Source organism: Paenibacillus sp. IHB B 3084 (assembly GCF_001447315.1).
Taxonomy (GTDB): domain Bacteria; phylum Bacillota; class Bacilli; order Paenibacillales; family Paenibacillaceae; genus Paenibacillus.
Window position 1 is genome coordinate 5,226,989 of sequence record NZ_CP013203.1, and the last position, 24,855, is coordinate 5,251,843.

At 46.7% G+C, this 24,855-nt stretch carries 20 protein-coding genes, 5 pseudogenes and 1 riboswitch; of the genes and pseudogenes, 18 read left to right on the forward strand and 7 right to left on the reverse strand.

Annotated features, from left to right (window positions below; all coding sequences use genetic code 11):
* Nucleotides 1–217 precede the first annotated feature (217 nt).
* The 10 genes and pseudogenes from ASL14_RS24450 to ASL14_RS24495 form a co-directional block, all read left to right on the forward strand.
* Nucleotides 218–1,260 (forward strand): annotated as a pseudogene (locus ASL14_RS24450) (acyl-CoA synthetase); the annotation flags it as partial.
* Nucleotides 1,261–1,485: 225 nt separating this feature from the next.
* Nucleotides 1,486–1,764, forward strand: a complete 279-nt coding sequence (locus ASL14_RS28520; protein WP_237171651.1) for an AMP-binding enzyme — start codon at nucleotides 1,486–1,488, stop codon at nucleotides 1,762–1,764.
* A 33-nt stretch (nucleotides 1,765–1,797) separates the two neighbouring features.
* Nucleotides 1,798–3,027: pseudogene (locus ASL14_RS24455) on the forward strand (aminopeptidase).
* Nucleotides 3,028–3,245: 218 nt separating this feature from the next.
* Nucleotides 3,246–3,832 (forward strand): annotated as a pseudogene (locus ASL14_RS24460) (TetR/AcrR family transcriptional regulator).
* 45 nt (nucleotides 3,833–3,877) lie between these two features.
* Entirely contained in the window at nucleotides 3,878–4,504 is a 627-nt protein-coding gene (locus ASL14_RS24465) for an HXXEE domain-containing protein (protein ID WP_134914027.1), read from the forward strand.
* 120 nt (nucleotides 4,505–4,624) lie between these two features.
* Nucleotides 4,625–5,407: a DUF4309 domain-containing protein gene (locus ASL14_RS24470; protein ID WP_134914029.1), complete on the forward strand. Its 783-nt coding sequence runs from the start codon at nucleotides 4,625–4,627 to the stop codon at nucleotides 5,405–5,407.
* Nucleotides 5,408–5,568: 161 nt separating this feature from the next.
* A complete protein-coding gene (locus tag ASL14_RS24475; RefSeq protein ID WP_134914031.1) occupies nucleotides 5,569–6,096 on the forward strand; it encodes a TetR/AcrR family transcriptional regulator in 528 nt (175 codons plus the stop codon).
* 108 nt (nucleotides 6,097–6,204) lie between these two features.
* Nucleotides 6,205–7,160 (forward strand): annotated as a pseudogene (locus ASL14_RS24480) (SDR family NAD(P)-dependent oxidoreductase).
* A gap of 688 nt (nucleotides 7,161–7,848) precedes the next feature.
* A pseudogene (locus ASL14_RS29690) lies at nucleotides 7,849–8,148 on the forward strand (DsrE/DsrF/DrsH-like family protein); the annotation flags it as partial.
* Nucleotides 8,149–8,224: 76 nt separating this feature from the next.
* Nucleotides 8,225–8,491, forward strand: a complete 267-nt coding sequence (locus ASL14_RS24495; protein WP_134914033.1) for a metal-sensitive transcriptional regulator — start codon at nucleotides 8,225–8,227, stop codon at nucleotides 8,489–8,491.
* Nucleotides 8,492–8,534: 43 nt separating this feature from the next.
* Here the strand turns inward: ASL14_RS24495 and ASL14_RS24500 are convergent, their stop codons facing one another.
* Nucleotides 8,535–9,311 carry a right-handed parallel beta-helix repeat-containing protein gene (locus tag ASL14_RS24500; protein WP_134914035.1) on the reverse strand — a complete coding sequence of 259 codons (777 nt, stop codon included), beginning with the start codon at nucleotides 9,309–9,311 and terminating at the stop codon, nucleotides 8,535–8,537.
* A 167-nt stretch (nucleotides 9,312–9,478) separates the two neighbouring features.
* A complete protein-coding gene (locus ASL14_RS24505; protein WP_134914037.1) occupies nucleotides 9,479–9,706 on the reverse strand; it encodes a hypothetical protein in 228 nt (75 codons plus the stop codon).
* Nucleotides 9,707–9,780: 74 nt separating this feature from the next.
* A riboswitch (TPP riboswitch) is annotated at nucleotides 9,781–9,890 on the forward strand.
* Between the two features lie 53 nt (nucleotides 9,891–9,943).
* Here ASL14_RS24505 and thiM point away from each other — a divergent pair.
* From thiM to ASL14_RS24520, 4 genes are all read left to right on the forward strand, one after another.
* Nucleotides 9,944–10,762, forward strand: a complete 819-nt coding sequence (gene thiM, locus ASL14_RS24510; protein ID WP_134914039.1) for a hydroxyethylthiazole kinase — start codon at nucleotides 9,944–9,946, stop codon at nucleotides 10,760–10,762.
* A gap of 100 nt (nucleotides 10,763–10,862) precedes the next feature.
* Nucleotides 10,863–11,444, forward strand: coding sequence for a DUF421 domain-containing protein (locus ASL14_RS24515; RefSeq protein WP_223264115.1), 582 nt, complete (start codon nucleotides 10,863–10,865; stop codon nucleotides 11,442–11,444).
* Between the two features lie 368 nt (nucleotides 11,445–11,812).
* Nucleotides 11,813–12,115, forward strand: coding sequence for a hypothetical protein (locus ASL14_RS28525; protein ID WP_223264116.1), 303 nt, complete (start codon nucleotides 11,813–11,815; stop codon nucleotides 12,113–12,115).
* Complete coding sequence (locus ASL14_RS24520) at nucleotides 12,091–13,869, forward strand: stalk domain-containing protein (protein WP_223264117.1); 1,779 nt, start codon at nucleotides 12,091–12,093, stop codon at nucleotides 13,867–13,869. The genes ASL14_RS28525 and ASL14_RS24520 overlap by 25 nt, the downstream gene beginning before the upstream one ends.
* Before the next feature lie 262 nt (nucleotides 13,870–14,131).
* Here ASL14_RS24520 and ASL14_RS24525 read toward each other — a convergent pair whose 3' ends face one another.
* A complete protein-coding gene (locus ASL14_RS24525) occupies nucleotides 14,132–16,408 on the reverse strand; it encodes an alpha-galactosidase (protein WP_134914041.1) in 2,277 nt (758 codons plus the stop codon).
* An 86-nt stretch (nucleotides 16,409–16,494) separates the two neighbouring features.
* Nucleotides 16,495–17,481: a LacI family DNA-binding transcriptional regulator gene (locus ASL14_RS24530; protein ID WP_134914043.1), complete on the reverse strand. Its 987-nt coding sequence runs from the start codon at nucleotides 17,479–17,481 to the stop codon at nucleotides 16,495–16,497.
* A gap of 653 nt (nucleotides 17,482–18,134) precedes the next feature.
* Here ASL14_RS24530 and ASL14_RS28530 point away from each other — a divergent pair.
* From ASL14_RS28530 to ASL14_RS24545, 4 genes are all read left to right on the forward strand, one after another.
* Nucleotides 18,135–18,983 carry a sensor histidine kinase gene (locus ASL14_RS28530; RefSeq protein ID WP_223264118.1) on the forward strand — a complete coding sequence of 283 codons (849 nt, stop codon included), beginning with the start codon at nucleotides 18,135–18,137 and terminating at the stop codon, nucleotides 18,981–18,983.
* 72 nt (nucleotides 18,984–19,055) lie between these two features.
* Nucleotides 19,056–19,271 carry a sensor histidine kinase gene (locus ASL14_RS28535; protein WP_223264119.1) on the forward strand — a complete coding sequence of 72 codons (216 nt, stop codon included), beginning with the start codon at nucleotides 19,056–19,058 and terminating at the stop codon, nucleotides 19,269–19,271.
* Complete coding sequence (locus ASL14_RS24540; RefSeq protein ID WP_223264120.1) at nucleotides 19,258–19,485, forward strand: response regulator; 228 nt, start codon at nucleotides 19,258–19,260, stop codon at nucleotides 19,483–19,485. The genes ASL14_RS28535 and ASL14_RS24540 overlap by 14 nt, the downstream gene beginning before the upstream one ends.
* A gap of 269 nt (nucleotides 19,486–19,754) precedes the next feature.
* Nucleotides 19,755–21,356, forward strand: coding sequence for an alpha-amylase family glycosyl hydrolase (locus ASL14_RS24545; protein ID WP_134914045.1), 1,602 nt, complete (start codon nucleotides 19,755–19,757; stop codon nucleotides 21,354–21,356).
* A gap of 387 nt (nucleotides 21,357–21,743) precedes the next feature.
* Here ASL14_RS24545 and ASL14_RS24550 read toward each other — a convergent pair whose 3' ends face one another.
* The 3 genes from ASL14_RS24550 to ASL14_RS24560 are packed head-to-tail and all read right to left on the reverse strand — an operon-like array spanning nucleotide 21,744 to nucleotide 24,852.
* Nucleotides 21,744–22,472 (reverse strand): HAD family hydrolase, encoded by a 729-nt coding sequence (locus tag ASL14_RS24550; protein ID WP_134914046.1) that lies wholly within the window; start codon nucleotides 22,470–22,472, stop codon nucleotides 21,744–21,746.
* 28 nt (nucleotides 22,473–22,500) lie between these two features.
* Nucleotides 22,501–23,550, reverse strand: a complete 1,050-nt coding sequence (locus tag ASL14_RS24555) for a zinc-dependent alcohol dehydrogenase (RefSeq protein WP_134914048.1) — start codon at nucleotides 23,548–23,550, stop codon at nucleotides 22,501–22,503.
* Nucleotides 23,551–23,583: 33 nt separating this feature from the next.
* On the reverse strand, nucleotides 23,584–24,852 hold the full coding sequence (locus tag ASL14_RS24560) for an aspartate aminotransferase family protein (protein WP_223264390.1): 1,269 nt from the start codon (nucleotides 24,850–24,852) through the stop codon (nucleotides 23,584–23,586).
* Nucleotides 24,853–24,855 lie beyond the last annotated feature (3 nt).

Sequence of the window (24,855 nt, forward strand, 5' to 3'; positions counted from 1 at the left end):
CAGAGAGAAAGAGTCTGAAACCTGGCTCTTTCTTTTTGTCGTTCGCTTCTAGGGACTTTACTTTTTCAAAAAAATGAGTCTGGTATTAGAACCTGGTACTAAGACGTGTTATAATAAGATTAGATCGTGGCTCTCATCTTATGTATAAAGGGGAATGTACAATTTGACAAATCAACAGCAATGGCTTGCGCCTGAATATTACAATATGACTTCGGAAATGGAGCACCATGACGCTAGCAAAACAGCACTCAAGTGGTTAAGCGAAACAGGAGACTACGAGGAAATCACCTACGGGGAGCTGCTGAAAAAAGCTAATCGACTGGCTGGAGGACTCGCAGGACTGGGATTTAACAAAGGAGACAGGGTTCTGGTCGTAGTACCACGTCGCATTATTGCGTATGTGATTTACCTGGCATGCTTAAAGCTGGGACTTGCCGTTATTCCTTCTTCCGAAATGCTTCGGGCCAAGGATATTGCTATCGACTTCGCCATTCGGAAGCGCGCGGGGTGATTGCCTGGACCGGAGTAACAGGTGAAGTGGACAAAGTAGACGGGGATTTGCCTTCTCTGGATTACCGTATCTCGGTTTCCAGCGACGACACCGTAGCTGAACCTGGCTGGCTGGAGCTGAATGAGCTGATGGTTGGACAGGAAGATACCTTTGAAGCTGTGAAAACGCACCGGGATGACATGGCAATTCTGGCCTATACCTCCGGTACCACGGGAAATCCTAAAGGTGTCGTACATAGCCACGGCTGGGGATTTGCCCATCTTCGGATTACATCCCCTTGGCTGGATATCCAGGCCTCGGATACGGTATGGGCTACAGCTGCGCCAGGATGGCAAAAATGGATTTGGAGCCCGTTTCTATCCGTATTGGGAAATGGAGCGACCGGATTCGTATATAATGGTTCTTTTCGTCCGGGTCGCTATTTGCAGTTCTTACAGCAATACCGGATTCAAGTGTTATGCTGTACCCCAACGGAATACCGGATTATGGCGAAGACGGATGGGTTGGATCAATATGATCTGTCCCAACTGCGCAGCGCAGTTTCTGCGGGAGAGCCACTTAATCAGGAGGTCATTAACAAGTTTCAGGAGCAGTTCAACATTACGATTCGTGACGGTTACGGCCAGACAGAAAGCACTTTGATTATCGGTAATTTGAAGGATGCGCCTCTACGCACTGGTTCGATGGGGAAATCTATTGCACCGGGACTGGTTGAGATCGTAGACGAGGACGGTGTTCCACTGGCTCCGGGCCAAGTGGGCGATATTGCAGTTCGTGCTGATCTGCCGGCATTATTCCATACGTATTACCTTGATCCAGAGCGCAAAGCAGTCAGTGTCCATGGAGACTATTTTGTTACAGGAGACCGGGCGCGCAAGGACAAGGATGGATATTTCTGGTTTGAAGGACGCGGTGACGATATCATTATCAGCTCCGGTTATACTATCGGTCCCTTTGAAGTGGAAGAAGCGCTCATGAAGCATGACTCTGTACAGGAGTGTGCTGCCGTAGCCAGTCCTGACGAAATCCGGGGACATATTGTAAAAGCCTACGTTGTACTCAAAGCCGGAGTAGAAGGATCACCGGAGTTGGTGAAGGAACTGCAACATCATGTGAAAGCATTGACAGCGCCTTACAAATATCCACGAAAAATAGAGTTTATCAAGAGCTTCCCAAAACCAGCTCGGGTAAAATACGAAGAGTGGAGCTGCGTGAATTGGAGAAGCAGTCAGTACTGTAATTGTAGATTGTAAATATCATGAAATTCGGAACAGGAGCGTGGAAAAATGAGTTCATTTGAAGCATTGCTGGAGCAATATGCAGAACTGGTCGTAAGAGTAGGTGTTAACATCCAGCCCGGACAGGCGTTGTTGGTCACTGCACCACTGGAAACCGTTGAGTTTACACGCCTGATTGTCAGCAAAGCCTATGAAGCAGGCGCTAAATATGTACAGGTAGAGTTTGAGGATGATTCCATTACACGTAGTCGTTTTGAACATGGTGACGAAGCCAGCTTGATTACTACCCTGCTTGGAAGGCAGAAATGATGGAGAAATTCGCCGAAGAGGGTGGAGCCACGCTAACAATCAAGGTGCCGAACCCAGATCTGTACCAAGGCATTGATCCGCAAAAGTATCGCGTGCAACGAAGGCGGCGGTAACGGCGAGAGAGGGCTTCTCCCACTACACCCGAAATCATAAAATCAGCTGGTGTCTGATCAAAGCACCGACGAAGGCTTGGGCCGATAAAGTGTTTGCCGATGTGGCGGAAGAGGATCGCATTCGTGTCATGTGGGAAACGATTTTCCAAATGAACCGTGTAGACGGCTCCGATCCCGTCCAGAATTGGCAGAATCATCTGAAAAATCTCGAACAGCTGCAAAACAAGCTGAATCATAAAAAGTATAAAAGCCTGCACTACCGCGCGCCCGGAACAGATTTAAAAATCGAACTGGCCGACGGACATATTGGCGCAGCGGTGGTGGTGAAAACGAGCGTGGAGACTACTTTGTGGCAAATATGCCGACAGAAGAAGTGTTCACGATGCCTAAGCGTACAGGTGTGAATGGTTATGTCACCAGCACAATGCCGTTAAATTTGAATGGACAACTGGTCGATCGCATTATATTTACCTTTAAGGATGGCAAGGTCACCAAATATACAGCGGAATCCGGCGAGCAGCATTTGACGAATTTGTTGGCTACGGATGAAGGGGCAAGCTATTTGGGGGAAGTTGCGCTGGTGCCGCACGATTCACCGATTTCCAATCTCAATCGCATCTTTTACAACACAGGGATTGATGAAAATGCCTCCTGTCACTTGGCGCTCGGCAGTGCGTATCCGTTTAACCTCGAAAAAGGAACACAAATGAACCGGGAAGAGCTGCTCCAGAACGGTGCCAATGTCAGCCTGACCCATGTTGACTTTATGATTGGCTCTGCTGAGCTGGATATTGACGGCGAGCTGCAGGACGGAAGTACAGAGGCTGTGTTCCGCAAAGGAAATTGGGCGATTTAATCCTTTTCTCAATCTCAATTTATAGCAACCCGCAAGCGATCTCATTCGTTTGCGGGTTTTTGTATATGCTAAATATCAAACTGTGCTTGTATTGCGAAATATAAAGTGCTAAACTAAGTTCAAACATAAATTTAAACAGTGTTTTAAATTATGTTTAACTTATAGGATTCTGGTCTATTCAATCCGCTCTGATTGGACCAGGTAAGAGGAGGAGAAGTATGAATCACGTAGACAAAAAACAGCAAACCAAAGAAAAAATATTACACGCTGCGCTTGAATTCATTAAAAAGGAAGGTTTTGAGGCGGTTACAATCAGGAAAATTGCCGACCTGTCGACCACTAATATTTCTCTAGTTAATTATTATTTTGGCTCTAAGGAAAATCTGCTCAGTGAAGCCATTGAAGTGATATTAAGTGGCTTTCAGCACACTTTTCTATTTTGGACGATACAGCGATCCCACCCCAAGATCGACTGAAACAATTTTTGTTTGATTATTTACAAGTCATTCGGCAATACCCGGAGCTTCTCTCACGAGTCATTGTCATGGGCAGCACGCCCTTCACATCCCAACAGGAATACGGAAGGTTTTTAAACATGATGGGATTCCCCAAAGTGCAAAGTACGATCAAGGAGCTGACAGGTGAGCAACAGCCAGAACGATTGCTAGCGATGATGCTGCAAATATTTGGGGCTATTTTTCTTCCCGCATTGATGAGCCCGATTCTTGAATCCGGAGCGGCTGTGGAAATGCCTTCAATCGAGGAACAATTAAATCTGTTATTTGAAAGATATTTTGATAAATAAGGATTTTGCAAAATCCTGGAATAATAAATGACTGGAGTGAATACTATGAATTTTTTGAGAAAATACTGGCAGGACGCAGGGGCTATCATCGGTGTGATCGTATGTATTGGTTTACTTATGAACAGGGCCATTTTTTCGGATATAACAGGAATTTTATGGTTGAGCTTTGTAACCATACTTTTTCATCAATTTGAGGAGTACCGCTGGCCTGGATATTTTGCCGGTCTATTTAACAACGTCATGTTTAAAAGTGAAACCCCAGATCGGTACCCCTTAAACACCCAATCAGCCATGATTATTAATGTGGTGATTGCCTATGTGTTTTATTTACTCCCGATATTATTTCCGCACGTGATATGGATTGGACTCGCGCCTGTTTTTATGGGCTTCTTCCAGGTAGTCTGGCATGGCATTGTTGTGAATATAAAAGCAAAAACCTTATATAATCCCGGTTTGTTTACGGCAGTCTCCCTGCATGTTCCGGTCGGAATCTGGTACATTCACGATATTGTCAAGTACAATGCACCCACCGCAGCAGACTGGATCTGGGGGACAATCTACTTTGCTTTTGCTGTATATATCTTCATCATAAAAGGGAATATGTGGTTGAAAAACAGCAATTCTCCCTATCCTTTTTCTCAACAACAGTTAGGATCGTACTATCGTAAATAGTGTATGTTGGATGATCTTCAATGTCCTTGTTTACAAGTTGGAAACAAGTAGAGGTATTCTGGAAATGTGGTTCGGTTACACTTGGTTTGTACCTCATTGAAACAAGGAAAGAGTGATCTCATGATAAAACATTCACATCAACCACATGAATCAAAAAAGCTGCCCTATAAGCTAATAACGGCTACTGCTTTGATGGCTATCAGTTTCGTTGTCATCACCGGATGCGGCAATAGCGGAGATGCAAAATCAACTGCTCCAATTACGGAAGGCGCGGTTGCACCATCTACCGATTCTGCGGTTCAGCAAACGGACGATAATAGTAAGAGTGCAGATGCGAACAAGCAAGGTTCGGACACACACCAGCAAAGTCCAAGTGCAGCAGATTCCAAAAATACAGGAAAGGTGTCTGAGCAAGGCTCAACCTCGGCCCATCAGTCACCTGCCAGTAGTGCAGCGCCATCTAATCACACACACAGTTTCCCAGCAACCATACTCAGCGCCGCCAAGCTGGGGACGCTTCCGAATTTGCCCAAAGGTCTTGGTTTGGGAACGGGCAGCGATCTTTTGTTCGAGCTGTGGGGAAAATCCGAGTCAGGCTCTACCGGTCATCTGCGGAGCTACGCCAAGCATCATACGGATATCGTACTGGATGGAAGCGATAAAGTTACAGAGATTACATCATCCGATCCATCTTATAAAAAGCTGGTTATCAACCAAGTCATTAAGGAACTAGGTAAGCCGACCGAAAGGAACGACACCTCCAAAGACGTACCGGATACAGCAGAAGTTAGTTATACCATCAAAAATACTTCCGGGCTTGATCAGTATTTAGTATTTTCCTATCAGACAAAAACACAAAAGGTCAACTATGTCAGATTGTATTTTAACTCCATGACTCCATAATCTGAGACACAATAAAAGAGTCGCTTCCGAAACCATCACGGAGGCGACTTATTTTTTCTGAGCGATTACTATTGCATTTTCGTGCAGTGTCGTTTATATTGAATTTAGTGATTGATCAATCACTAATCTGAATCTGTGTTGAACAAAAGGATGGAGATTTCATGACCAAAGCTACGTCAACATCAATAAATCGTCAGAAGGAAATCATATCCGCCGCCATTGAAGTGTTTGCGGAGATGGGCTATTATCGTGCGACCACAGCCAAAGTGGCTGAACGGGCCAACATTTCTCAGCCATATGTTTTCCGTTTTTTCGCTACCAAGGAAGCCTTGCTGATTGAAGCGCTGAAGGTTTCATTTGCACGCATCATAGACTCTTTTCACCGAGTTATTCATTCGGTTTCGTCTGAACGGCTAGAGCAGGAGCTTATTGCAGCATATTCGCAAATTATGATGGAATACCGCAATGAGATCCTTTTGCAAATGCAGGCGCAGACGATTCACGAGGACGTGGTTGTGAACGTGATGCAGCAGGGATTACGTGAAATTCATGCGACGGTATATGATGCTTTTCGCCAGGCAGGGATTGATCAGGCATTGGAAAGAACGATGCTTTTTCTGGCCAGAGGCATGCTTTGTAATATCTCAATGTCGCTGGATCTGCCGGAGCTGATGAAAATAAACGATTAACCTCGTTTATTTTCATATTATGTAATTGATCAATCACTAACTGTTATTTCATCGCACTTTGTTATTGATTAGTCACTAAATAATTATTCTATTTAAGGAGTGTTCACAATGAAAAAAGCAATCGTATTAGGTGCAACCGGAGGAACTGGGTCGGCAATTCTACATGAACTTCTCAACAGAGGCATTGAAACCATCGCCTTCGGCCGTTCTTCCGATAAGCTCCAGCAATTACAAGCGTCATTGGGTCAGCCAAAGCATCTGTCTGTTTATAAAGGAGATGTATTCGATGCGAATCAGGTTAGTGACGCGGTTAAGGATGCAGATGTCATTTTCCAATGCGCGGCTGTTCCATACCACGAAATGGAGACACGCCAGCTTCCTTTGGGGAATCCGTCATGGAGGCAGCCAACCGTTTAGGTAAGAAAATAGTCATCATAGACGGAATTTATCCGTACGGAAAGGCATTGACTCCATTGGTGAATGAGGAACATCCCAAAAACCCTCATACCCGTAAGGGAAAAGTCAAGCTGGAATTTGAAAAGCTTATATTCAGTTCCCACTGGGATCATGCACAGCCTATGATTGCAAGATTGCCTGATTATTACGGACCTACAGCCAACAAATCCTCTTATTTAGGTTTAACTATGGAGGCTGTGGCTGCTGGAAAACCGGCTATTTTCATAGGAGGCTTGAATGTCCCCCGCGAATATGTGTATCTACCCGATGTGGCAGTGATGATCGTGGAATTAGCTAGCCGGGAAGAAGCTTACGGTCAAAATTGGAACATACCGGGGGCGGGTGTGATTTCCGGCAAAAAGCTTGTGCATATTGCACAAAAAGCAAGTGGTAAAACTAAACCCGTCTTTCCACTGCGAAAAACCGCACTTCGTCTGATCGGATTATTTGATCCCGTGATTCGTGAAATCGTAGAGATGCTATATCTGACCCAAACACCTGTTGTGCTGGATGGTAGCAAATACGAGCGTGTTGTAGGCCCTATACCCAAGACCCCTTTTGAAAAAGGCATAACGGATACAATACTCGCATTGAAAAAACGTCAATAAAAAAATCTATGATGGGGCTTTATCAGAAAATATACTTCCAAGCTATGAAAGCCGCGATGGCAGCATCACGGAGCTGAGTGAAGGCGGTAAAGTTCACGCACGCTTAGCAGAGCTTTACCAGACGAATCCGGGTTTAAACCTGCAAAGTGAGACTGAATTCAGAAATAGAGTAACTGCTAACTTACCAGAACACCCTAACGCCTATCAAGAAATTCGGCAGACCAACATGGAAGAAATAACACCTGCGGAAGAAGAACAGCGAGACATGGAAATGGGACCTAACCGCTGTGCCGTACATGACAACTAAAGTGGGGGTATGATGGATATTCTCCTGTATGGAGTCATGGTGCTTCTGGGTCTGATCGGATCATTCTTTTCCGGTTTGCTGGGTATCGGCGGAGCCATTATCAATTATCCGTTATTACTTTTTGTCCCGGCTGGCTTGGGCATAGCACATTTTTCAGCACAAGAAGTGTCCACGATTAGCATGTTTCAGGTCTTCTTTGCTTCATTAGCGGGAGTATTTATGTTAACCGTGCTCAAGATTCCTACCCGAACGACCATCGCATCCTCATTCGCTATTGTGTTCATTTCCGCCATTGGCGGTGTCATTGGCAAAATATCAACGGGTCAAATTCCGGTTATCGTAACTGTTTTTACGGTATTGGGAAGTTTGATCGGCGCACCTCTAGGCTCCAAATTTGGCTGGATGATGCCGCGTGGACCCCAAAAGCTTGCATTGTCCAAAATGAATTTTGCAGGACTCGGCCCACAGATGATCAAGCATGTCATGAAAAAGCATAATGCGCTTTCCCTTCCGCAGCTTATCGAGCTGGCGCAAGAGCAGGGGATCAAGCTGGTGGCCTGCACCATGACCATGGATCTGCTAGGACTACAACAGGAAGAGCTGATGGACGGTTTGGAATATGCCGGAGTAGCTGCCTACCTGGGGGATGCTTCGCAGGGTAAGGTAAATCTATTCATTTAGGATGTCCTTATTATTTTTTTGGTTTATAATATACCTATACATGTATATGATTAAATCAAAAAGGAGTGTATACCTGATGGATTACAATTATAGTGATGAGCTGAAAACACGCCTGAGAAGAATTGAGGGTCAGGTGCGTGGGGTGCTTCGTTTAATGGATGAAGGACAATCCTGTAAGGACGTAGTAAGCCAGTTATCCGCCGTACGCAACGCATCCGATAAAGCGATTGCCCAGATCGTGGCAGAGAATCTGCAACGTTGTATATCGGAAGAACAAGAGGCTGGTGGAGATACAGATAAACTTGTTAAGGAAGCGATCCAGCTTCTCGTAAAAAGTCGTTAAGGAGCTGTAGTCCGACTTGAACCTCAGAATGGGTAGGACAATATTATTTCCCGAAATTATTGCCCTCAATCCATAAGGGATGCTGAACATAAGTCCCTAAAACTCGATTAAAATACACTCGATTGTGAGAGGTTTCTTTCGTAACCCGAATACCAAAATCCCCATTTCCCTTGGATATGATTTCATTTAAATAAATACTGGATTGTTGAACATCCGTTTCCAGATAAATCCCGTTCGAATCACTCGTCCAATCACGAATTTTACCACGACCTTTCCAGGCTCCAAAATTAGAAATGATATTATTGGAAATATTGATTTTAGAACATCGCAAAACCTGGATGCCCGAGAAATCAGGATGATCAATCGTGTTGAACATCACGTTAATATGGTTAGAAAGCTGATCCAGTTCAATGCCAAAAAAGCGGGTATCCCAAATCTTATTGTACATAATCTCTAATCCATGGTATCGACTGCCTAATGAAATTGGGTGCTCTAAATTACGTGAAACGCGAATCCCTGAATTGATTGAACGAAGGATGATGTTCCTTTCAATGCGGTTGTTATAAGCGGGCAATGAATAAGAGATACCTGAGAGAGGAGAATCCTTAATGAGATTGCCCCATACTTCGGAATCACGACACATATAAAAAGAGATCATGGAGCCAAATACATTGTTATTGCGCACCTTACCATTTTTCTGAAGAGAAAAGGATAGGCCATCCCCTATAAAATCAGAATATAAGGTGTTATTTTCAAACACATTTTCATTATCGAGATGATTTTCTTCTACTGCTGCAATCGTATCTGCACCTGGCGTCACCTGTGGACCCGCAAAGTATACGGCAAAAATACTTGCAGCACCTAAAATCTTATTTCCTTCAATGCGGGTACGGTTAGAGGATGCAACAACAAGAGCTGCTTGAGCAGAGTGAGTGAACGTATCCAGGGTTAAGCGGGTAATCGAAACATCATCGGCGTTTATTTTGATTAAATCCTTTGAAGGATCGGCTTGGCGAAGTATCGTTTGTTCAATGGATTCACCCTGTATTTTGTAGTGTGGTTTTGGATCAATATAGTAGTAGAAACATTGTAAATACCGTTTTTTATTAAAATATTTGTTTCATTGGATGCTAAAGCTTCAATTAGAGAAAGATAGTCACCCGAGCCATCAGCGGCTACAACAGCAGACGGGGAAGAAGCAATAGATGGGTCCAAAAGCAAACCTCCAAACGTTTTTTACATGATCAAAATATCTGTTGATTTTTGTATGACGAACCCGTAACATTAGAAAAAAATATAACGGGAGCCTGTGGAAGCAAGCTGAGAGTACGACTAAGCCGTCGTAGACCGTGTGAACCTGTTGGATAATGCCAGCGTAGGGATAGAAGTGTATACATATGTATAGGCCAACAGTCTTTCACAGGTTCCTGAAGAAAGAGGGTTGGTTTTTTTATGTTAGATCAAATGGCTTTGTTACTACAAAATATGCGGGATACGAATCCGCTCGTTCACAATATAACCAATGTGGTCGTCACCAATTTTACGGCAAACGGACTGCTCGCGCTCGGCGCTTCACCAGTTATGGCATACGCCAAAGAGGAAGTCGCAGATATGGCCCGAATTGCGGGGGCGCTTGTACTTAACATTGGTACGTTAAATGAAGAACTTGTAGAGTCCATGATTATGGCTGGTTTATCGGCTAATGAACATGGGGTACCTGTGCTGTTAGATCCCGTGGGCGCGGGAGCGACCCCATTCCGCACAGCCTCCGCTCTCCGGATTCTGGATCGGGTCAAGGTGGATATTGTTCGCGGTAACGCTGCTGAAATTGCACAAATCATTGGCGAAGACATACAAATTAAAGGTGTCGATGCTGGAGAAACAGGCAATTTGAATATTTCACAACTTGCAGTCAAAGCAGCCCATCAACTGAATACAATTGTTGCAATCACCGGCAAAGAAGACGTCATTACCGACGGCCGTATAGGGTGGATCATTGAGAACGGCCATAGCATGCTTACCAAAGTTACGGGAGCTGGTTGCCTATTAACTTCGGTGCTTGGCGCTTTCGCTGCTGTCGAAAACGACAGACTTACTGCTGGCATGGCAGCACTTGCCGTATATGGCGTTGCTGCTGAAATGGCAGCAGAACGAAAAGGTGGGGAAGGACCAGGAAGCTTTCAGATCGAGCTACTTAATATGCTGTTCGCGGTAACGCCGGAAGATGTGCGCCAGTACGGTAGGGTGCGCGCATTAGAGCGGATATTCTGAACACAAGAGGATAGAAGGTGAAATGAACTACTGTTTATATAGAAATGGACAGGTGTAATAACCCGTAAGGAGAAATAACTTCTTGCCGGGAGGTGTATGTATGGAGGTATTCGTCACGATTAGTGTCAAATTGATCATCAGCTTTTTTGGTTTGTGGATTATTGCTTTTATTACAGGGCGGAAAACCCTCAGTCAGTTAACACCGCTCGATTTTTTAACGTCATTGGTTTTAAGCGAAATTATGGGGAATACACTATACGACGATAAGGTGAGCATTGGGCAGCTTTTGTTTGCTTTGGCACTGTGGTGCGCGCTGTCCTACTTTTTTGAGAAGGCAACGACCCATTTTGTAAGATTTGGATATATGGCGGAGGGCCGGACTGTGCTGCTCATCGATAAAGGCAAGGTTAATCAAGAAATGCTAGAAAAATACGATATTGAGTATACACAGTTACTTTCCATGCTTCGGCAGCAAAATATTTTTTCTCTTCGTGAGGTCAGGTACGCCACGTTGGAAACGAACGGCTCACTATCAGTCATGCGCAAACCCGAATACGAGCCGCCAACCGCTCAGGATATGGGGATAGGTGTGCAGCCTGATTTCTTTTCCGTTACGGTCATCGATAAAGGAAAGCTGCTGAACGAATCCATGAGGGGCAAGAAAATCGATAGAGCAGATTAAAGCAAAGGTCCGAGAGCAAGGATATGGTGATATCGACGAGATCGCCTATGCGGAGTATAGCGAGGATGGAACACTGTACATTGTTCCGATGGGAGAGAAAACCTAATTAGACCAGGTTGGACCAGGCATAAATTATCTTTTAGTATCCGCGCTCAGCGCGGCTTTTTTTATGTATACAAGTCCAGTTCTTGGCTTGGGGAAAGAGCTTGTACTATTAGCCTAAACATTTCCTTTAAATATTCCGATAACATTTAAATGAACGTCTATTGCTTATGCTAGGCTGACAAGGCTGGATTACAATAGGAGGATTTTGTAATCTTACCAACTGGTTTGACAAATACATATTGTTATCAAGGAGTGCACAGATCATGAAAAAGAAGGGATTGCGCCAATGGATGGCTCCGTTCGCAACGGTTACTCTGATTTTGAATACGGGATATGGCATCTTGGGGGGAACGGATGTAGCGGCGAGTGCGTTGCCTGCCAAAGAGCATAGCTGGAATTTGAAAAATCCGGGTATAGAGCAGTCACATGCAAATGTATTAGCAGGTCAAGGGCGCTATGCGAAGGTTGGTTCGGGTACAGGCGTGACTACGCTTACAGAAGTAGATGGTCAAAGAACCTATATTAACAGAATTATAAAACGTTGGCGAACCAAACAGCTGCGTTGAATATTGCAACTGGAGAAGTAAGCCATTTGACAGCGGTTCCGGCAGATACAACAAAGATGAACTTGTCTTGGACAAATCCGACGGACACCAATTTTGACCATGTAAAGGTCAGCGTCAGCACGGACGTATATGTAGATAACATCAAAAGTAATTCTTATATGATGAGCGGCTTACAGCCTGATACAACATATAACTTTCGCGTGCAGACGGTGGATAAGAGCGGAAATGAATCTCAGGGGACTACAGTACAGGCCAAAACGGCTTCTGTTGTTCCTGTAGATAAGACACCTCCAGGAGAGGTGAGCGGGCTCACAGCGACGAATGTGGGTTACAACGCTTTTACTGTGAATTACATTTTGCCCAAGGATGCTGACCTGAGCCAAGCGATTATCTATCTAAATGATAGGGAAGTGCAGCGAACCTTAGGTACGTCCTACACGTTTAGTGGCTTGATCGCTTCCACTAACTATACCGTAACGGTCAAAACAGTGGATAAATCCGGAAACGTATCTGGGGGGGTTAGTATTCCAGTTACAACCCCAACAGTCTCCGTCGATACTTCGTCCGTGCCAGATGTGACTGGAGCGACAGTGACGTCCGTTGGTAATCAGAGTATATCCATTTCCTGGACGAGACCCAGCGGGATTAGTACAGTTAGTCTATATCTGGACGGGCAACTGATAACAGATTCATCAGGAACGACATATACGTTCACGAACCTGACAGCAGCTCGGTCGTATGGAATTACGATTAGGTCCAAGCGGAGCACAGGTGCGTTGTCCTCTGGCGTGAAGCTGAGTGCGACGACTAATTCGAACTCCAGTACGTCGGAAGTAACCAATCTTGAGGTAGACAGCAAGGATGAAACCTGGATAAAAATCACCTACGATATTCCGAGTGAAGCGCAGAGGGTGAAAATATATGTTGATAATGACTATCGGGGGGCTACAACCTCTGAGTCCTACAATATTACGAATTTGCGTGCTGGACGCTGGTATGTGATTAAGGTAGTAGCAGTAAAAAGCAATGGAGGGGAATCTTCAGGTGTGAGTTTGTCGGAACGTACGGATACTTCCTATTCGTCTTCATCTTCGTCGTCTAGTTCATCAGACTATGAGGAAGCAAGAGATTTGATGAGGACTGCGGAGAATAACCTGAGTGCATCCAGTTGGCGTGCTGCCAGAGACGCAATTAGTGATCTGCCAAGCGGGTCGCGTAAAAGTGATCTGCTGGATCGACTGGAAGCTATTCGCAATCGTGTGTTTAATACCAGCGGATCATCAACCACGACAAGTACAAGTACAGGTACAACAAACTCTGGCTCAGCGTCCGTGTACTCCAACAATGCGGTTGCCCCATACGCAACTTCATTCATCCTGACACCAGGAGCTAAATATGCTTACGTGGATGGTCGCGCTATGTCGATAGATCAGGCCCCGCAGATCATAAATGGGGTGACGATGGTTCCGCTACGTTTTATCAGCGAACAGGTGGGCTACCAGGTGAATTATGAAAGAGGGACCAAGCGGATCCTTATGAATCGCCCTACTGAAGGCAAACAGGTGATACTTCAAATTAAGAATCCCAAGATGGTAGTATATGAGCTAAATATATCCCGGAATTCCTCAACTCCCATCACAGCCCCGATTATTGTTAAGGGCTACACGTTAGTTCCACTAAGAGCCATTAGTGAGCTTTCGGGCTACCAAGTGAATTATAGCGCTGCATCCAAACAAATTACGATTACAAAATAAATGCTTTTGTAAAAATGGTTCCAAGTAAAGAATCTGGAACTCAACTTGTCGAGAAACCCGGTCATTTCCATGACGTTGGGTTTCTCTTTTTTTTGTATGTCACACGAAAAATGAAAAAGCGATGGATAGACAGGAAGTAGTAATTATTCGCCATTAACATACAGGTAGATAACTAAAATATTGGAATAATTATCAAACAAGGCAGACCGGAGAATCGGTCTGCCTTGTTTTAATTTTTTACCGTCACTGACTGCATTCGTGATCAGCGGGGGATCGCCTTAATGCGGAAGGTAGAGCTGGCGAAATCCCCTGTTAGATCCGAGACCACAAGCCCAATTCTCATTAGGCGGTCACCTCCAAAGATTTCGCCATCGAACGCTACGCTGAAGGGGGAGCCGCCGTCTTCCGCCAAGGTATTAACCGCATGATCTGCAGTGTTGCCCGTCGCCCCGGTTTCGATTTTATACTTTTTCTCCGGGTCAAGTCCTTTTAGTGTTAATCGCCGGATTGGCCCATTCGGTTCAGCCAGTACGCGGAAGTAAGCGACAAACGCTTCCGACTGGTCCTCGCTAACGAACATCCAGGCCGTATCACCTCGGCCTTCAAATGGGCTAAGAAGCCGATACATATCCCCTTGTTGTACAAGGGAACGAATTTCCTTGTACTGGGCGATTTGTTTAGTAGCAAGCTCCTTTTCTTTCTTTGTAAATGCAGTAAGGTCAAGCTCGTAACCAAAGTTTCCACTCATTGCCACGTCGCCGCGTATAGCGAGGGAGGTGATTCGTCCCACCTGGTGGTTCGGCACGCTTGATACGTGTGCCCCCATGGTGCTGGCCGGATACACGATGCTTGTTCCGTACTGAATAGCCAATCTTTCAATCGCATCGGTATCGTCGCTGGTCCATGTTTGCGGCATATAGTAGAGCATTCCTGGATCGAACCGTCCGCCACCTCCGGAACAGCTTTCGAACAAGATGTCCGGGAACCGGGAAGTCAAGCGTTCCAGAAGATCGTAAAGTCCGAGCATATAACGGTGTGCGGTTTCCTTTTGCCGTTCGCTAGGAGCTGTAGCCGAAGCAATCTCCGTCATATTACGGTTCATGTCCCACTTGACATAAGTAATCGGAGCGATTGAGAATACGGAGCTAAGCGTATCGTACAAGTAATCGCATACTTCTTTGCGGGAGAGATCGAGCACCAACTGGGATCGGCCTTCCGTCCGCCGCCGCCCCTCAGCATGCAGGCACCAGTCAGGATGGTCACGGTATAGTTCACTATCAGGAGATACCATTTCCGGCTCTACCCACAAGCCAAACTGTAATCCTTGTTCATTCACCCGTTTGGCCAGGTCGGCAAGACCGCCAGGCAGCTTGCGGCGGTTCTCAAACCAGTCCCCAAGCGAATTGTCGTCATTATCGCGTTTGCCAAACCAACCATCATCAAGAACAAAGAGCTCAATACCGAGGGGTCCTGCTTCCTTAGCAATCGCCTCGATTTTATCAGCATCGAAGTTGAAATAAGTGGCTTCCCAATTGTTTACAAGAATCGGACGCTCTTTGTCACGGTAAACGCCCCGGCACAGACGTGTACGATAGAGTCGATGATAAGTGCGAGACATGCCCCCAAGACCTTCTCCGGAAAAGACCAGTACGGCTTCAGGGGTCTGGAATGACTGACCCGGTTCAAGTTGCCAGGAGAAGTCAAAGGGATTGATCCCGATACTTACACGGGTCTGGTCGAACTGCTCTACTTCTGCCTGTGCGACGAAGTTGCTGCTATAGACCAAGCTGAAGCCGTACACATCACCACGATCTTCAGTTGCATCAGGACGAAGCAGTGCCAGAAAGGGATTCATCTGGTGACTGCTGGAGCCCCGACGGCTCTCCAAGCGAATGGCACCGGGTCCCAGGTCACGGCGCTGGATATGCCGTTCCCGTACCCAGGCACCGGACAGGTAGAGAGCTTGGTAGTTGGAATCGGCGAAATCGACAGAGGCGCTCATGGCTTGCTCAATATTTATGATAGCGCTTCCAGCATGCTCAAACAGGGTAGACCGGGCAATAGCACTGTAATTCGCAAATACAGTATAAAGCAGTGTAGCCTTAAGACCTGAGTTTTTGTCCTCAAGGATCAGAAAGAGGGTTGCTGCTTCATCATCCGATTCGGTATAGACGGCAGGAAGTCCTTCGAGCTTTGGTTTACCCGGTACAATGCGGTAACCAGTATATTTTAGCTCCGTAATCCGGGTGCCGTCCGCAAGTGCAACCTGGTAAGCGGGCTGACGAAAGTCGCTTGTTCCATACTGGGGAAATTCCTGGGGAAGCGTGTCCAGGGAAATCGTACGATTGGAAGGAACGGGAGTGGGAGAGAAAGAGCAGCGCTCCCTAAGTTCCAGTATACTTGCTAGACTTTGGTCATGGTGAAGTCTAGCTCCCCAATAGACATGTGCGGGATATCCTTCTATAAGCTGGATAATATAGCTGCAATCCTTGGACTGCAGGTGAAACAAACCAAGCGTCTCGTTTACATGAATGTTCATAGTATTCACTCCTTGGGGTTCATAATATCGATTTGTTTTTACGTAAGGATATTTATCAATAACGTTAAGACTTTCAAGTGCTGATTTTAGCTGTTTTGGCACGAGCTCTCCCGTATGACAAGCTTAGTCCCGATCACGCTGTGCGCAGGTGGTTCACGTCCCTCAAACCGTTCAGCTAGCAGTTGAATGGCAGCCTTTCCCATCTGTTCGGGATAGGCACGCACAGTGGTTAGCGGTGGCTGTACGAAGGCCGCCATCTCAATGTCGTCGAAGCCGACGACGGCCATATCCTCAGGTACCTTGACTCCATCTCCATGAAGGGCACGGAGGGCACCGATGGCGAGCGGGTCGCTTGCAGCGAAGCAGGCCGTCGGTCTTTCCTGTTCGACAAGTAGCTCGTTCATCATCCGATAGCCATCCGCGGTAGTCCAAGCGCCTATACGGACAAATTCAGGATTGTACAATCCCCGTTCCCGCATGAACCGTTCAAAATAATGCGCCCGTCGCTCTCCGTCGCTTTTACCGCCGATAAACCCGATTTGTCTGTGACCAAGCTCCAATAAATGTCCGAGTGCCTGATCAACAGCTTGCCGGAAATGGAGGCGTACGGAATCGTACTCCAACTGTTCATGGTACTGGTCGACAAGGACAATGGTGTTCTTGTTGGGATGCAGCTTGATCACCTCTTCAGGATCGACGCCGCCCACGACAATCAGACCGTCCGTCTTCTGCAAGCTGACGATGGAAGAGCGGCCTCGCAGGGTCTGCCCCAACGTCAGGCCAAGCTCTTCACAGCGCAGTTCGATTCCACGGCGGATCGAGGCATAATACGGATCGTCCCGTTCCTCTTCAATGGAACACCACAGCAGGAGGGAGACTGTCTTCCCGGCACGTTCCGTGTTCTGCTTTAATTGCCTCAGCCGGGAAGGCTTATACCCGAGCTGTTCAGCAATCGAAAAAATCCTGTTTTTGGTGTCAGGGCTCACGGACAGAGACAGATCGTTATTTAAAACCCTTGAAACGGTTGCGGCAGACACACCCGCTTCGCGGGCAATGTCTTTAATGGTTGCCAAAAAGCTCACACCTTTTTTAGTTAATAAATTTACTAAAATTCGACTTCATCCTAACACATCCCATTAATACTTTCAAGATGGCGGCTGAATCTTTAAGGTTACTTTTGATCTACTCTTGTACAGATTAGTTGTGTTAACATGATGAATATTCTCTTGATGGCGGAGGGGTTTCAAATTGAATATTCTGTCACTAGCTCGAAAGTGGTTTGGTCGGCTTCGATTCAAAAGCAAGGATATTGCAGTATTTCTTCCGCTAATCATTGTTTCTCTCCTTATTCTTGGCCTGTTGTCTAATCAACTCTTCAGCCGTTCTTTAATAGACCGAACCACGAGTAACGTAATGGACGAGTCAGCTTATCCTGTCTCGGACCGATTACATATTCAGCAGTGTGGAAACGGCGGCCAATAGTATGGTCACGAATATTAACAGGAGGTATGATTCATACGGTGCCGAATCTGATACTGCCATGAAGCGTGTTCGGTTTGGAAACCTGATGCAGAGCCGCCTATCCATTGACTTGTCAATCTTTCCGAGGTAGATGCCGCTGTATTCATTGATAAAGAAGGGACAATTTTCGCCTCTTACACCGAAAGTGGAGATGAGAGCAAAGTCTATAGCATGCGAAAGTTATGGACAGGCACTCTGGTTTGATATGGAGAGAAGAGATTTCCTAACACCAGATCCGAACTCTCCGGTTTTGACGCTGGGGAAGACGGTCATTAATATAGACACCGGAGAATCCTATGGAACGCTTTTTCTGCTAGTGAAGGAAGAAGGTCTGTCCGATTTTTTTCGTTCCAGCGATCCGAATGCGCCCAAATCTTATTATTTTTTGAATAACAGAATGCGCGTGGCTGTGGCAGAAGACAATGAGATGCTGATGAATCCAGTGAATCCACAGCTGGGTGAGGCCATCCAACGTTGTGCACCTAATGCATCCCATGGAACGTGCTCATTCGAGGATGAGGGCAATCTGGTAACGGTCACTGATTATAACCGGATGGATTGGAAGTTGGTCAATATTGTTTCTCTTAGCCTGCTTACGGCTGATTTCCGGCAAAATATTAGGCTGTCGCTTTTAATCGGCCTATTATGCCTTGTTTTTTCCTGGCTGGGCGCTAGCTTTCTATCTAAATTGGTCGTTAGCCCTCTCGAACAACTAACTAGGGCCATGCGAAAAGTAGTAACCGGGGACTTGCAATCGGTTACAACAGTCCGCACAGAGGATGAGATCGGTACCATTGCTGAAGCGTTTAATTTTATGTTAAGACGGGTTCGGGAGCTGCTGGATGAGGTGAGGCAGGAACAGAACCGAAAGCGTGAATATGAGCTCGAACTGATGAGCGCCCAAATTAAACCGCATTTTCTGTATAACACTTTGGATACCATTTACGCGCTCAATGAGTTGGACCGTAATGATGAGGCTAGAGATACTACAAAGGCGCTGGCAGATTTTTATCGAATGGTGCTGAATAAGGGAAGGGAGCTCATTATTCTATAGAAGGAAGCTCAGATTACTGATGATTACCTGACGATTCTGCAAATCCGTTATCCCGATGTGTTTCGCTATGAGATGGATATTCCACCAGAACTTGCGGGCACACCGATCCCGAAACTTTCGCTCCAGCCGCTTGTCGAAAATTCGATTTACCATGGTCTTAAGGAGAAAGGAACAAAAGGTTTTATCCGCATTTGCGCCTTTAAACAGGGCGATAAGGTGGTCGTTCGGGTGGAGGACAACGGTGTAGGGATGGACGAAATCCAGGTTCAGACCTATGCCCTTCATTGACGGAATTGAATTAGCCGAGAGGTTGAAAGTCAAGTTCGAACGCATCGTTATTGTATTCATATCCGGACATAACGAATTTGAATATCTACAGAAGGCGGTTCGAACCGGAGTGCAGGATTATTTGCTGAAGCCGTTCAATGCAGAAGAAATGCTCTCGATGTTGGATCGCATTAAGTCGAAACTACCTATAAATCAAATTACTTATTCTGGTTAATCAACAGACGTGATGAGATATATATCCTGAACTGATTCGGACGACAGCAAACAAGCTTTTATTCAGCAAAATAGAAAGTAGTAAATCTTAGAAAGAGAATAATTTCTTAAAGAGGAGTAGACATATCGTCTGCTCCTCTTTCGTTCGATACAGAGATAAAACAAAAAGATCGATATTTTCCACCATAATAGATAATAATATCCCCTTTTTTGGATTGTTTCTCTTTATAATGAAAGCGCACTCATAACAATCTAAGGAGCTGATATGTTTTGACACGTAACAAACGCTTAAGAAGATTGTCCACCGTCATGTTAACGGTACCTATGCTCACGATGTTCGCTTCAGGTGCAATGGCCGAGCAGGAAATGAACGGACATAAGCCTCCGGTTTCTACTGGAAGCGGTGTGTTTTATGAAATTTATATCAACTCTTTTTATGATTCGAATGGAGACGGACACGGTGATCTGAAAGGAATTACACAAAAACTTGATTACTTAAACGACGGCAAACCCCGTTCGGGCAAGGATTTGCAGGTCAGCGGCCTCTGGCTCATGCCCCTGAATCCGTCTCCAAGCTACCATAAATATGATGTAACCGACTACTATCAGGTGGACCCGCAGTATGGGAATCTGAATGATTTCCGCACCTTGATGAAAGAAGCGGATCGAAAGGGCGTCAAGGTGATCATGGACCTTGTTATCAATCATTCGAGCAGCGAGCACCCTTGGTTCAAGGAGGCCAGCGCCAACCCGCAAAGCAAATACCACGACTATTACGTATGGGCGGATGAGAACACAGATCTGGAAGAAAAGGGCTCGTGGGGCCAGCAGGTATGGCATAAGAATCCGAATGGGGAAGGGTATTTTTACGGTACGTTCTGGTCAGGAATGCCGGATCTGAACTTCGACAATCCCGAAGTCCGCAAAGAAATGATCAAAGTCGGCAAGTATTGGCTGCAGCAGGGTGCACAGGGGTTCCGGCTTGACGCGGCGATGCATATTTTTAAAGGACAGACGAAGGATGGTGCCGATAAAAACATCGCGTGGTGGAATGAGTTCCGTTCCGAGATGGAGAAGGTAAATCCAAATGTATATCTGGCAGGAGAGGTTTGGGACAAACCGGAAATAATAGCTCCTTATTACGGACCGCTCCACTCCCTGTTTAATTTTGACCTGGGTGGAACGATTTTGAACTCCGTGAAAAACGGCCGGGATCAGGGTATCGCAACATTCGCCGAGAAAACGCTGAAACTGTACAAATCGTACAATAAGGCGGCACTCGATGCTCCGTTCCTGAGCAACCATGACCAGACCCGTGTCATGAGCGAGCTGGGCGGGGATGTGCGAAAAGCCAAGCTGGCCGCTTCCATTCTTTTGATGCTTCCGGGTCAGCCGTTCCTCTATTACGGGGAAGAAATCGGCATGAAGGGAGAGAAGCCCGATGAGTATCTTCGGGAGCCTATGCGCTGGTACACGGGAGATGGCCCTGGTCAAACAACGTGGGAGAAACCCAAATACAACACAGGCGAAGTGTCGGTCGAAGCGCAATTGCGGGACGATGATTCCCTGCTGGAAAGCTACCGCACGCTCATCCGTCTGAGAGAAGAACATGAAGCTCTCCGCAGCGACAGTCTACAACCTATCCAAACAAATTCTTCCAACGTGACCGCATTTACACGCACTTCAGGCAAAGAAACATTGTATGTATATCATAACCTGTCTGAAGAGCCAGTTACCCTGCAGATGAAAGATTTGGATAGGGGTAAATGGAAAGTGGTCTTCTCCACCTCAAAGGATGCGAAGGTGAAGAAAGGAACAGTTACAATTCCGGCTTACAGTTCTCTAATTACCGAAGAAGACAGAAAGAGCTGAATATACGGAAAAATTACCGTTCAGATGAAGCAGGATATATATTGATGAATCCAGTTTGGGGTGTTAACAGCACCCCATTTTTCTATATGAGTTTTGCTGCATACGAATAGAGGATTTAAAACCGTCAGGAGATCAGTTATATGTCAAAAAGATAGTTTTTACGACTGTTGTGTGTTGAACCGGGAAATTACTCGTTTCAACTAGACCACTTCGATGTAAAGCACGCCCGTTAGAGTACACACAGGGCAGAATAAATGACATTCTCCAGTGTGTAGTCCAAGGGGCGTTATTTAATGCCCTCATCCATATTAAAGATCGGGCGCTTCCATATGATTATAAAGGGGATATGCCTTCTGGTACATTTCAATTTTTGGTCTTGGCAGGCAGCTACTCCTCGAACGGCAGGCTCTCTTTAATCGCCCACAGGTCGTCATAGCTGATAATCCGGCGATCGGCTCTGGACAGGTCCTGCCGGCCCGAGCCGGGGTTGTGGAAGCCAATGCAGCGCATACCCGCACTCTTGGCTGCCTGGACACCGTTCCGTGAGTCCTCAATAACGATGCAATGGGCCGGGGCAATGCCAAGCTGCTCGGCGGCATATAGGAAGATGTCCGGTGCCGGCTTACCCTGCGATACTTCTTCTCCAGTGATTCGAATATCGAAGTAACGGCCAAGCCCTGTCTTTTCCATGATGAGATCAATCAGCTCCCGTGGAGAGGAAGAGGCCACCGCGACTGGAATCTCTCTATCTTGCAGCCAGTCCAGCCACCGCTCCAACCCGTCAATTGCCACAAGGCTCTCGTGTGCAACCATCGTCTGCATCACATTTTTTCGGTGATAGAACAGAGCCTCTTCCACTGTATTGGTGAGCTGATGTCTGTCCAGCACCTGGCGCCACATGGATTCAAGTGTCACTCCAACATAGGTGTGGTGCTCTTTTTCCGTCATGGACGCACCGAAATGGGCAAAGGAGCTGCGTTCGATTTCAAAATAAATCGGTTCGCTGTCTACCAGTACTCCGTCCATGTCGAAGATGACCGCCTTGACTGGAGCGGACGCTGTTGGGCCTCCCGTGCATTCATTATTCGGCTGCGCATCATGATGAATGGTTGTCATGTCCATCCCCCCTTGTTAATATCCGGATTTAGTTACCGGAGCCGTTCGATTGCAGCACAACCTTGATCGCCTGTGAAGAAGGCTGAAGTGTCCGCTCGCTGATATTGCATCCCAGGGTCAGAAAGGCCTCTCGGTAGTCTTCCAGCGGATAGGAGTGGGTAATGATTTTTTTGGCGGGAACGATCTGCTGCTCAATCAGGTAATGAGCCGTGGAGAACGTGCCTAGGGAATCAATCGAGCCGATGATTTTGAGGCTACGGTCAACTACCTCCTTCGGATTGAACGAGCTTGTCCCGTCTCTCAGCCCCACCAGCATCAAATACCCGCCGCTCGTAAGCCGGGAGAGTACCTGGGTGCCAACCACGCCTGTAGTATCCACAATCATGTCTACCTGATTCTTTAGCGGTGCCAGCTCATGAATGGCCGACTCTAGTGTAGCGTGCACGGACCACCGCTTGGGGGCAACGGAATGCGCTATGGCAAGCCGTTCCTCCGAGATGTCGACGAGACAGCCGGTCACGCCTTTGGAAGCAAGAGCATAACTGTACAGAATCCCGATGGGTCCTGCGCCCAGAATGACGGTTGTAAAGTTCGGTAGCAGGTGAATCTGGTTGATTCCGGTTAGCATACAGCTCAGCGGTTCGGTCAGTGTCGCTTCTTCGTAGCTGATATGATCCTTCAGCTTGTACAGAAAACGATCCTCGGTCACATAATAATCAGTGAACGTGCCGTCGGCACTGACTCCAGTCTCCGTTACGGATTTATGTGTGCAATGATTCTGTCTTCCTGTCCGGCACATATCACATTGACCGCAGTAGTACGTCGGATCAATCACAACCCGGTCCCCGGGCTGTATTGAACTGACGGCTGACCCTACAGCGATCACTTCCCCCGCTGATTCGTGGCCCAGGATAGTGGAAGGCACGGCATGATATTTGCCGCTGATGATGCCTAGATCCGTACCGCATACGCCTGTCGCCCGAATCCGGACGAGAACGTGGTTATCTTTGGTAATTTCGGGGACGGGTCTTTCCTCAAGAGCCACATCCCAAGCTGATTTGTATACCAGTGCAAGCATGAATAGTCCTCCTTTTGCCTGTTCGGCAGATAGTTAGTGAAGGGTGGCCAGAACGGCGTCAAGCCGCTTGACAATTTCGACAATCTCGTCTTCCGTAACCGTGAGAGAAGGTCTTACTTTGACCACATTGCCGTAACCGTAACGGGAACCTCTGAGAATCAGCTGCTGTTCGGCAAAAGCACGGTCGATAATCACATTGCTCTTGGCTGCGTCCGGGGCATCATCTTCGTCCACAATTTCCAATCCCCACATCAGTCCGACGCCGCGAGCCTCCCCGATGCAATCATGCTTGTCAGCCATCTCTGTCAGCAGGGTCCCGAGCAGGCTTCCTTTCGACCGTACGGCTTCCAAAAAACCGGGCTCGGACACAACCTCTAGCGTGGATTTGGCTGCCGTGACCGAGATCAGATTGCTGCCCGAGGTGAAGGAGTGCTCATGTTTCTCCAGAACATTGAGACGAGACTGCACCAATACTGCTGCAACAGGAACACCGATGCCGCCCAGTCCCTTGGCAAGGGTAATGATATCCGGCTGGATATCAAACAGCTCACTTGCGAACATGTATCCTGTCCGCCCAATCCCTGTCTGAACCTCGTCAGCGATTAGAATCAGACCGTACTCGTTGCACAGCTGACGGAGGCGCTTAAAATATCCTGCAGGTGGGATGATGTTGCCTCCGTTGCCCAGGATGGGTTCAATAATCATGCAGGCCACAGAGCCTGAGCTTGCATACGCAATGGCATCCGATATTGCTTCGACGCATTGATAGCCACACTTATCAGGCGAAGAATTAAACGGGCATCGATAGCAGTAGGGAGCAGGTACATGCAGGGAATTTGCTGCAGCCGAATTGGGAAATTTCCGCCGCCGGAAGGCGTTACCGGATATGCCTGTTGCGAACTGGGTCTGCCCATGATGGGACAGATACAGGCTGATTATATCGAGTTCTCCGGTATATTTCTGGGCTAGCTTCACAGCGCATTCATTCGCCGTGGAGCCGGTAATATCTCTCATCCATCCCGCGTCGATTCCATTTGGCGTATACTGGATCAAATGATCCAGGACTTCCTCGACGTAAGGCTCGGTAAAGGATGAGGACATGTGGGTAAGATTGGCGACTTGTTCCTGTACTTTGGTGACGACATGAGGGTGATTATAACCAAGCGACAGATTGAAGGTGCCGGATACGCCATCCAAATACTCCGTACCCGAATCGTCAATCAGAGTAATGCCTTTTCCGTATCTGAAGCGTTCTTTGGTTAAGGTATGCACAATGCTTCCCCTCCATATCAGAATATACATTCT